11 protein-coding genes are annotated in these 9,147 nt (G+C 74.4%); 9 read left to right on the plus strand and 2 right to left on the minus strand.

The annotated features are described in order from the left end of the window. Positions 1-227: 227 nt before the first annotated feature. The 8 genes from E1193_RS27185 to E1193_RS27215 all read left to right on the plus strand — a co-directional run bounded on the left by E1193_RS27185 (position 228) and on the right by E1193_RS27215 (position 6,767). Entirely contained in the window at positions 228-929 is a 702-nt protein-coding gene (locus E1193_RS27185; protein WP_347877050.1) for a DUF6758 family protein, read from the plus strand. Between the two features lie 117 nt (positions 930-1,046). Further along, the gene (locus E1193_RS32135; protein ID WP_165437968.1) at positions 1,047-1,205 is read left to right on the plus strand and encodes a hypothetical protein; all 159 of its coding nucleotides are present in this window, start codon (positions 1,047-1,049) and stop codon (positions 1,203-1,205) included. Positions 1,206-1,211: 6 nt separating this feature from the next. Continuing rightward, positions 1,212-2,069 (plus strand): PH domain-containing protein, encoded by an 858-nt coding sequence (locus E1193_RS27190; protein ID WP_132186029.1) that lies wholly within the window; start codon positions 1,212-1,214, stop codon positions 2,067-2,069. Between the two features lie 141 nt (positions 2,070-2,210). Then, positions 2,211-3,026 carry a SigE family RNA polymerase sigma factor gene (locus E1193_RS27195; RefSeq protein ID WP_132186030.1) on the plus strand — a complete coding sequence of 272 codons (816 nt, stop codon included), beginning with the start codon at positions 2,211-2,213 and terminating at the stop codon, positions 3,024-3,026. Then, positions 3,023-4,264, plus strand: a complete 1,242-nt coding sequence (locus E1193_RS32140) for a hypothetical protein (protein ID WP_243707928.1) — start codon at positions 3,023-3,025, stop codon at positions 4,262-4,264. Before E1193_RS27195 ends, E1193_RS32140 begins: the two co-directional genes overlap by 4 nt. Positions 4,265-4,292: 28 nt before the next feature. Further along, positions 4,293-5,153 (plus strand): PHP domain-containing protein, encoded by an 861-nt coding sequence (locus E1193_RS27205; RefSeq protein WP_132186031.1) that lies wholly within the window; start codon positions 4,293-4,295, stop codon positions 5,151-5,153. Positions 5,154-5,193: 40 nt separating this feature from the next. Further along, on the plus strand, positions 5,194-5,808 hold the full coding sequence (locus E1193_RS27210) for a MarC family protein (RefSeq protein WP_132186032.1): 615 nt from the start codon (positions 5,194-5,196) through the stop codon (positions 5,806-5,808). A 122-nt stretch (positions 5,809-5,930) separates the two neighbouring features. Beyond that, positions 5,931-6,767, plus strand: coding sequence for a PD-(D/E)XK nuclease family protein (locus tag E1193_RS27215; RefSeq protein WP_132186036.1), 837 nt, complete (start codon positions 5,931-5,933; stop codon positions 6,765-6,767). A 96-nt stretch (positions 6,768-6,863) separates the two neighbouring features. Here the strand turns inward: E1193_RS27215 and E1193_RS27220 are convergent, their stop codons facing one another. After that, on the minus strand, positions 6,864-7,724 hold the full coding sequence (locus E1193_RS27220) for an oxygenase MpaB family protein (RefSeq protein WP_132186033.1): 861 nt from the start codon (positions 7,722-7,724) through the stop codon (positions 6,864-6,866). A gap of 118 nt (positions 7,725-7,842) precedes the next feature. After that, positions 7,843-8,271, minus strand: coding sequence for a Fur family transcriptional regulator (locus tag E1193_RS27225; RefSeq protein WP_132186034.1), 429 nt, complete (start codon positions 8,269-8,271; stop codon positions 7,843-7,845). 196 nt (positions 8,272-8,467) lie between these two features. On the opposite strand from E1193_RS27225, the gene E1193_RS27230 reads away from it, so the two are divergent. Next, complete coding sequence (locus E1193_RS27230; RefSeq protein WP_132186037.1) at positions 8,468-8,950, plus strand: DUF2231 domain-containing protein; 483 nt, start codon at positions 8,468-8,470, stop codon at positions 8,948-8,950. Positions 8,951-9,147 lie beyond the last annotated feature (197 nt).

The raw sequence follows: 9,147 nt of genomic DNA on the forward strand, positions 1-9,147 counted from the left end.
GGCTCCGCCCCCGGTTTGACACCCCGTCCCACCGGCGACCCGGGTGCGGGCCGGGTGCGGCAACCGCATCCCGCCGGCTCCGACCGGTGCCCGACCGTGGAGATCTGACTACTTAATGTGTTGTTCTGGTGTGGCGTCTGGTGCGTCCGGAGCCCTCGTTGGCTCGTTGGACGGCGGAAACGGCCGCATCGCTTGACGACTGCCGGGCGCGGGGTAAGTGTGGGTTGATGAGCGTCGTGGTGAGTTGTCCCAGGTGTGCGGGGCCGGTGCGGCCCCCTGACCTGATGCACGCCGAGTCGCGGTGCACGCGGTGCGGGTCGGTCGCGCCGTTGCACGTTCCCGAGCACATCGACGAGCAGATCGTGGCCAGCGTGGTCGACCGGGTGGCGGCCGGCGGCGCGGCGCGACGGCCGCCCGTGCCCCTGTGGTGCCCGTGGCCGCTGCCCGCCGGTTGGACGGTGACCGGGGTCGGCTGGGCCGGCGACGACGCCACCGGTATCCGGGCCTCCGCCCTCGCCTGCGCCGGTCCCGCGCCGCTCGGCGGCGGGCCGGCCGAGCTCGTCCTGGTGGCCGAGGAGCCGGGGGTCGGGCTGGGTGCCCGGTTCGCCGGAGTATCCGGTCCGGACCCCGGGCCGGATCTCGCGGAGGTGCTGGCCGGACCGGGGCCGGGCCTCGGGCATCCGCAGCACGTCGAGCCGGCCCGGATCAGGGCCAGCGGGCACCCGACTCCACTGTGGCTGGTGAGATCGGCGACGGATCGGAGCGCGTACGCCGGCGAGGCTCGGGGAATGTGGCTTCATGCGATAGCCTGGCCGGCGAGCACGGGTCACCTCCTCGCGGAGGATGTCGTCTTGCACGACCTCGCCGAGTGGACTCCGCCCGAGCTCGTGTACGGCGCACCGTCTCCGTACCTGCACGGCAGGGCATAGTCGCCCTGGCGGGCCTGTCGGGGAACGGACGCAGATATTCACCATACGACACCATGCTGATACTCTGAGTCCCGCTGCGGTAATCGGACCCGGCGCCGCGCGAGAGGATGGCCCGCTATGGTCAAGAAGGTCCTCACCTGGGCCGGCATCGCGTTCTTGATCTTCTTTGTCGCCTACCGGCCAAACTCTGCCGCGGACGTGTTCAAGTCTCTCGGTGGCGGCATCGTGGACATCGCCCAGGGCTTCGGCGACTTCTTCACCAACCTGGTCGCCTAAGCGCCGATGGGCAGCCCTGCCGGACCCCCCTACGACCCCGACGATCCCGACCGGGAGCGCCGGGAACGGGACACCGAGCCGATCCCGAGATACCGGCCCGACGACGAGCCGGGCCGTGGCCCGGACATGGCGGACGGGCCGTTCCTCTCCGACGATGTCGGCTACGGCGTCGGGCCGGGCGGCTACCCTGGTGAGGGGCGGGCCGGGCGAAGTTGGGATCCGGACCAACCGCCGACCATCTCCGAGGAGGAGCTGGCCGGCCTGCGGGCCGACGCGCAGGGCATGGCGCCCCGACGGGTGTTGCCGCTGGAGGACGAGCCCAGCTCACTGGTCGCCCGCTACCTCTTCCCCACCGAACGCTACCGGGGCGAGTGGAAGCGGCACTGGATCCACCTCACCACCCCGATCCTCGTCGGCGTCGCCGCCACCTTCGTGCTCGGCTACCTCTCCGGCTTCCTCGCCGGGCAGGACGTCGGTGCCCTCACCACCATCGCCGTGCTGCTCTGGTTCGCGGTGATGGGCTGGGTCGCCTGGCGGGTCGCCGACTGGTGGTACGACCGTTTCATCCTGACCAACAAGCGGGTCATGGTGGTCAACGGCATCATCACCCGCCGGGTGGCCATGATGCCGCTGACCCGGGTCACCGACATGAAGTACGAGCAGAGCCCGACCGGCCGGGCGCTCAACTACGGCACCTTCGTGCTGGAGTCCGCCGGCCAGGAGCAGGCCCTCCGCGAGATCAAGAACCTGCCCAACCCCAACGAGCTCTACCTGCGCGTCGTCGAGGAGATGTACGAGCCGCAGGCGGTCGAGGCGCGGCTGGGCAAGGAAGCCGACGAGGCGAAGGCCGACGACGGAGCCTGAGGCCACTGCGGTTCGGCGTGCCGATGGGTTTCGGTGGGCCGCACGCCTCGTCCGTCCGTCGGACGAGTTGGGCACCATCCGCTCTCGACCCGGCCGCCCCGCCATGGCAGCCTGCCAGCAGACGGGGTGGGGAGGTCGACGGTGCGCGAGCGAGATCCGCTGGAGGAGGAGTTCCGCGAGTTCGTCGCGGCCCGCTCCGGGGCCCTGCTGCGTACCGCGTACCTGCTGGCCGGGGACTGGGCCACCGCCGAGGACCTGCTCCAGACCGCGCTCACCAAGACCTACCTGGCCTGGAAACGGCTGGGTGGCATCGAGGCGGTCGAGCCGTACGCCCGCCGGGTCATGGTCAACACGTCGACGAGTTGGTGGCGCCGACGCTGGCACGGTGAACGCCCCACCGAGGTGCTGCCCGAGCGGGCCGGGGTCGACGAGATCGAACAGCAGCTCGACCGGGACGTGCTCTGGCAGCACCTCAGCGCACTACCCGCCCGGCAGCGGGCGGTGCTGGTGCTGCGCTTCTACGAGGACATGTCGGAGGCGCAGACCGCCGCCCTGCTGGAGATCTCGCCCGGCACGGTGAAGAGCCAGACCTCGCGGGCCCTCGCCACCCTGCGCCGCCGACTCGGTGAGGAGGCCGCCCGCGACCTGCCCGTCCCGGAGCGGGCACCGGCGGCCACCGCGCGGGAACCGGCCGCGCCGGCCGTACCCCCGAATCTCCCGCCGGAGCGGCGGCCCGCCACCGGCGGCCGGGCCACCCCCTCCGGCGGGCCCGCGTCGAACCGGACAGCGGCGGCGCCGGTGCCGGGTGGGCCGGAGGCGGACGATCTGCACCTGCTGCCGGTGACAACAACCGGCGGCCGGGCGACCGCCCCGGCAGCGGGCGCACGCCGGGCCGGCGGGTCGCCGGTCGGCCCCGGCCGGGCCCGGCCGGCCGCGGTCGCCGGGGAGACACGATGACACCCACCTTCGGCCCGGCGGGCAACCGGAGGGACGGCCCGGAGCGTTCCACCACCGTGCGGCGGGACGAGCTGGAAGACGCGGTGCGGGAGGCGTTCGCCCGCCAGGTCGCCGCGCCCCCGCCGCTACCCGCCGACCCGGCAGGGGCGGCCCTCCTGCGGGCCCGACGGATCCGACGTCGCCGGGCGCTGACCGGGCTCGGACTCGCGGTGGTGGTCACGTCGGCGCTCACCGCCGGCATGGCGCACCTCGGAGAGCACTCCGGCCGGGGCGGCAAACCCGCCGTCGTGCTCGGCGACCCGCGCGGCCCGGCCACCCCGGCCGCCTGGCCGGTCGCGCCCGCCCCGGCGCCCGCGCCGGCCGACGGCCGGGCCGAACTGATCGTCGGCGAGGCCCTGGTCACCGCCGACGGGGAGCGGCACGACCTCGGCATCGGCCCGGCCGAGCGAGCCCAGCGCCTGCCCGACGGGGGCGGCTGGCTGGTGGTCGGCGCGCCCACCCCTGCCGGCCGTACCCTCTGGGTGGCCCCCGCCGGTGAGTCTCCGCTGGTGCTGCTGGCCGGCGCGGAGGAGGTCGCGCTCAGCGGCGACGGCCGGCGCGTCGCCTGGCGCGACGGCGACGGCCTCTACGTGGCCGGGCTCGTCGGCCGGCAGTTGGTCGCCGCCACCGGCACCCCGGCCGCCGCCGGCGCGGCACCCGTGCGTTTCGTCGGCGACCGGGTCCTGGTCCGCGCCCGCGACGGCGGGCACCTGCTCTGGCAGCCGTCCCCCGCCGCGCTGCCCGCCGGCGACCGGCGGGTCGTCGCCGTCTACGGCGCCCGGCCCGACGGGCGGCTGGTCGCCCGGGTGTCCACCGCCGACCGCCGGGTGTGCCTGGCGCTGCTCACCCCGCAGACCCTCACCCCGGCCCGGACGGGCTGCGGGCCGGCACTGGCCGACGACGGTCTCGGCGCCGTCTCCGCCGACGGCAGGTGGCTGCTGGCCAACGGGCGGACCGGCGGCGCGGTCCTGGTCGACCTGACCGATCTCGGGCCGGGCACCACGGACCGGGCGGCCGGGCCGACCGTCAGCGGCGCGGTGGCGTGGACCGGTTCCGCCGTCGCGACATACCTGGACCGCGGCGCGGCCCTGAACCGGGTCCGTCCGGACCGGGCCCTGGCCGGCGAGGGCGCCACGTCGACCCTGCTGAGCGGCGTCACCCCCGACGACCACCCGGTCGTGGTCACCGGCGGCTCCTGACCCCCGAGGGGCCGGGTAGCGTCGTTGCGTGACCCCGGTTATCGACCTGCACACGCACTCCACCGCGAGCGACGGCACGCTGACCCCGGCCGAACTGGTGCGGGCCGCAGCCGACGCCGGCCTGGACGTGGTGGCGATCACCGACCACGACACCACCGCCGGCTGGGATGCCGCGGTCGCCGCGCTCCCGCCCGGCCTCACCCTGGTGCGGGGGGCGGAGATCTCCTGCCGGTGGCACGGCGTCGCCCCGGCGGTCCCGCTGCACCTGCTCGCGTACCTCTTCGACCCGGGCCACCCTGAGCTCGCCGACGAGTTGGCCCGGGTGCGGGCCGCCCGGGAGGTGCGCGGCGAGCGGATCGTCCGGTTGCTCCAGGCCGACGGGATCGACATCAGCTGGACGCAGATCATCACCGCTGCTGGGGGCGGCACCGTCGGCCGCCCGCACATCGCGGCCGCGCTCGTCCGGGCCAACCTGGTCGCCAGCACCACCGAGGCGTTCGGGCCGGACTGGCTGGGGGAGCGGTACCGGCTGCCGAAGGAGGACATCGACGTCTTCCGAGCGGTCGCGCTGGTCCGGGCGGCCGGCGGCGTGCCGGTCTTCGCCCACCCCCGGGCCACCCGGCGCGGCCGGATCGTGCCCGACGAACTGATCGTGGCGCTGGCCGACGCCGGGTTGGCCGGCCTGGAAGCTGACCACGAGGACCACTCCCCGGCCGAGGCGGCCCATGTCCGTGGCCTCGCCGCCGATCTGGGCCTGCTGGTCACCGGCTCGTCGGACTTCCACGGCACGCACAAGACCGTCCGGCTCGGCGCGCACACCACGGCCGTGGCGGCGTTCGAGCGGATCGTCGCGCAGGCCCGTGGAGTGACCCCCGTCGCTTCTGGGTGATCCGGGTTTCCGCCCCCACCGGCGCGGCTACCTTGATCGAGTGGATCTCAAGCTTTTCGGCGAGGTCTTCGTGACTCTGCTGGTCATCGTCGACCCGCCGGGCATGATGCCAATCTTCCTCGCCCTGACCGGCCCGCTGGCCGCCCGTGACCGCAACCGGGCCGCCTGGCAGGCGGTCGCGCTGGCGCTCGGCGTCATCGTGGTCTTCGCGGTCGCCGGCCAGACGCTCCTCGACTACCTGCACGTGGACCTGCCGGCGTTGCAGGCCGCCGGCGGCCTGCTGCTGGTGCTGGTGGCGCTGGAACTGCTCACCGGCAAGGCGGACGACCCGAGCCAGCAGGTCACCTCGAACATCGCCCTGGTGCCGTTGGGCACCCCGCTGCTGGCCGGGCCCGGCGCGATCGTGGCGACCATGCTCTTCGTGCAGCAGGCCGACCGGGTGGGGCAGTACGTCGCCATCGCCACCGCCATCGTCGCGGTGATGCTCGCGGTCTGGCTCGTGCTGCGCTTCTCCGGCGGGATCGTCAAGGTCCTGCGACCCGGCGGCATCGAGGTCCTCACCCGGATCGCCGGCCTGCTGCTGGCCGCCATCGCCGTCCAGCTCATCGCCGACGCGATCGCCGCCTTCGTCACCCAGTACAGCAACGCCGGCTGATCCGGCCCGGCCGTGTCTGCTGCGCGGCTGTCGTACCGAGGTGGCAGGATCGCACCGTGCGACGATCCGCAGGCCCGCCCCGACCCCGCAGCGGTCAACCCGAGCAGCTCGGCTTCGACGGCATGCCGGAGCGGCTCTTCGTGTGCACCCCCAGCAAGCTCGGATCCTACGCGGACTGCCCCCGCCGCTACCGCTACTCCTACGTCGACCGGCCCGCGCCACCCAAGGGCCCGCCATGGGCGCACAACTCGCTGGGCGCCAGCGTCCACACCGCCCTGAAGAACTGGTACGCGCTCAGCCCGGAACGCCGCCGGCCCGAGGCCCTCGCCGGGCTGCTGAAGGGCACCTGGGTGCGCGACGGCTACCGCGACGACGAGCAGGAGCGGGAGGCGTACCGGCGGGCGCTGGACTGGCTGGAGGCGTACGTCGCGACGCTGGAGCCGGGCGTCGACCCGCTCGGTGTGGAACGGGTCGTCGCGGTGAAGACGGCGGTGCTGGCCTTCAACGGCCGCGCCGACCGGATCGACTCGCGGCCCGGACCCGACGGCCCCGAGCTGGTCATCGTCGACTACAAGACGGGCCGCACCGGGCTGGACGCCGACGACGCGCGGGGCTCACAGGCGCTGGCGCTCTACGCGTACGCCGCCGAGCGGACGTTCCGCCGGCCGTGCCGCCGGGTCGAGCTGCACCACCTGCCCACCGGGACGATCGCCGCGCACGAGCACACCCCCGAATCGTTGGCCCGGCAGCTCTCCCGCGCCGAGGACACCGCCCGCGACATCATGGCCGCCGAGCGCGCCGTCGCCGACGGGGCCGACCCCGACGAGGCGTTCCCCACGGTCGCCGGGCCGCGTTGCGGCTGGTGCGACTTTCGCCGCAGCTGCCCCACCGGCGCGCAGACGCCGGGGCGGGAACCGTGGTCGGCCATGGACCGCCCGGCCGCTCCCACCGGCGAGTGACCCCGGCCACGTGCCGCCGCTCGGCGGCCAGCGGCAGGCTGTGGCGGGTCAGTCGGCCCGCACGGCGGCCGGGTCAGCCAGCCCGCACGGTGACCGTCAGCCGGCCCGTGCGGTCAGGCGGGCCGCCCGTTCCTTGGCGGCCTGCTGCATCGGCCCCTCCCGCCAGTCCCGGGGCAGCGCGGCCAACGCCAGGCGCAGCGCGCGTACGCCCAGATCGGCGGAGAGAGCGGTGGTGGGCAGCCCCAGGCCGCCGTACAACCGCAGCGCCCATGGCGGCAGCAGCCCGAGCGCGGTGCCGGCGATGCCGAGGTACGCCCAGCGCGGCGGCCCGAGGCTCAGCCCCAGCCGGGCCGGCAGGCTCAACCGCTTCCACGGCAGCGGCGGGGCGGTGAGGAACAGGGCCGTCTCGGCGGCCTCCTTCGTCATCCGCAGTTCCGGGCGCACCGCTCGGTAGTAGGCGGCCACCTCGGCGGCGCTGCCCGGCACGCCGGCGGGGTCGAGCCCGACCAACGCGGCCGCGCGCCGCTGCTCGGCGTAGTAGCCGTCCACCTCCGCGTCGGTCAGCGACAGCCCGGCCCGCCGGGCGGTGCTCACGAACGACTCGACCTCGGTGACATGCACCCAGCGGAGCAGGTCCGGCTCGTCGATCCGGAACTCCTCGCCGGTGGTGGGGTCGGCGGCGCGCATCCGGGCGTGCAGCGCGCGCAACCGGCGGCCCGCCGCCTCCGCCTCGATGGTGGTGCCGTAGATGACGGTGCCGACGTACGTGGCGGTGCGGAGCAGCCGGCCCCAGGCATCCGCACGGTAGTTGCTGTTCTGCGCAACCCCGGCCATTGCCCGGGGATGCAGCGCCTGAAGGTAGAGCGAGCGCAGGCCGGCGACGATCAGGACCGGTTCGTCGTGCACCTTCCACGTGACCGATCCCGGTCCGAACAGGCCGAGGTCGTCGGAGTCCACCGCCCAAGAGTGCCACGCGATCCCCGCACGGTGTTGCCGGCACCGGGCGTCCGCGTGCTCGCCGGGATCCGCCGCCCCGTGCCGCGTGTCGGAGGGCGGCGCCCGGCGGTGGACCGGCTCAGTCGTCGGCGGAGCGGCGGGCCTGGCACGTGGGGCAGAGGCCCCAGAAGGTCACTTCCGCCTCGTCGACCTCGAAGCCGTGCGCCGTGCTCGGGTCCAGGCAGGGCGCGTCGCCCACCGCGCAGTCGATGTCGGCGATCTCGCCGCAGCACCGGCACACCACGTGGTGGTGGTTGTCGCCCGTCCGGGCCTCGTAGCGGGCGGGGCTGCCGGCCGGCTCGATCCGCCGGGCCAGGTCGGCCCGGGAGAGCGCTCCCAGGACGTCGTAGACGGCCTGGGTGGAGACGGAGTCGAGGCGTGCGCGGACCCGCCGGGCGATCTCGTCGACCTCCAGGTGGCCGCCGGCGGCCAGCACGTCCAGTACGGCGAGACGCGGCCGGGTGACCCGCAGGCCCCTCGACCGGAGCAGTTCCTCACCACTGGACATGAGGCAATGACAGCACGGGGGCAACCCGCCGACAAGCGAGCCCGGCGGCAGGTGGTCCCGGACACAGGCAGATCATGCCGTCGGTCGAGGCGAAACTCCCGTCTCGGCGTCGCGGGTACCCGTTCGGGAGGTGCCGCGACGCCCTGGACCGTCGTACGCTTCGGCGGCAGGTCCGCGTCGATCATCGGAGATGTCGGTGTTCAAGGAGATCAACGGGTTACCCGGACACGTCCTCGTGATCCACGCGGTCGTGGTGTTCGTGCCGCTACTGGCCTTGCTGGCCTCCGGGTACGGGCTGGTGCCCCGCTGGCGGCCCCGGCTCGGTTGGGCGGTGGCGATCCTCGCCGTGGTGACCCCCGTCTTCACCTGGGTGGCGACCGAGTCCGGCGAGGCGTTCGAGGAGGTCCTGGCGGGCAGGGGCTACCCGCCCGAGCTGCTTGCCAAGATCGGGGAGCACTCCGCGTACGGCGAGACGACCCTCCGGCTCACCGTCGCGTTGGCGGTGGCGGCGCTCGTGCTGTTGGCGCTGACCAGCGGCCGGGTACGCACCCCGCGGGTGCCCGTGTGGGTGACCTGGCTGCTAACCGGGGTGATCGTGGTGCTGTCCGGGTTCGCCCTGGTCTACGTCTACCTGACCGGGGACACGGGTGCCGCCTCGGTCTGGGGAAACACCCTCTGACAGGCGCAGCGTCCGCGCCGGCTCGCTCGTCCGCGCCGGGAACCGGCCGGTCTCAGAAGATCGCCCGGGAGCAGAGCAGGCAGAGCAGTATCAGTAGCACCATGCCGGCCGCCGCGCCGACCGCGTAGGTGAGCCGCTGCGCGTGCTGCTCCGCCGCGTCCATCGCCTCCATGTCCTGCGGGGGCAGCGTGCGTGGC

It is taken from the genome of Micromonospora sp. KC606 (assembly GCF_004348675.1).
In the GTDB taxonomy this organism is placed as follows: Bacteria; Actinomycetota; Actinomycetes; order Mycobacteriales; family Micromonosporaceae; genus Micromonospora.

Excerpts from the sequence above, each read along its gene's own strand:
- E1193_RS32135 (WP_165437968.1), top strand. The coding sequence starts at position 1,047 with ATGGTCAAGAAGGTCCTCACCTGGGCCGGCATCGCGTTCTTGATCTTC.
- E1193_RS27225 (WP_132186034.1), bottom strand. The coding sequence starts at position 8,271 with ATGTCCAGTGGTGAGGAACTGCTCCGGTCGAGGGGCCTGCGGGTCACC.
- E1193_RS32140 (WP_243707928.1), top strand. The coding sequence starts at position 3,023 with ATGACACCCACCTTCGGCCCGGCGGGCAACCGGAGGGACGGCCCGGAG.
- E1193_RS27215 (WP_132186036.1), top strand. The coding sequence starts at position 5,931 with ATGCCGGAGCGGCTCTTCGTGTGCACCCCCAGCAAGCTCGGATCCTAC.
- E1193_RS27190 (WP_132186029.1), top strand. The coding sequence starts at position 1,212 with ATGGGCAGCCCTGCCGGACCCCCCTACGACCCCGACGATCCCGACCGG.
- E1193_RS27185 (WP_347877050.1), top strand. The coding sequence starts at position 228 with ATGAGCGTCGTGGTGAGTTGTCCCAGGTGTGCGGGGCCGGTGCGGCCC.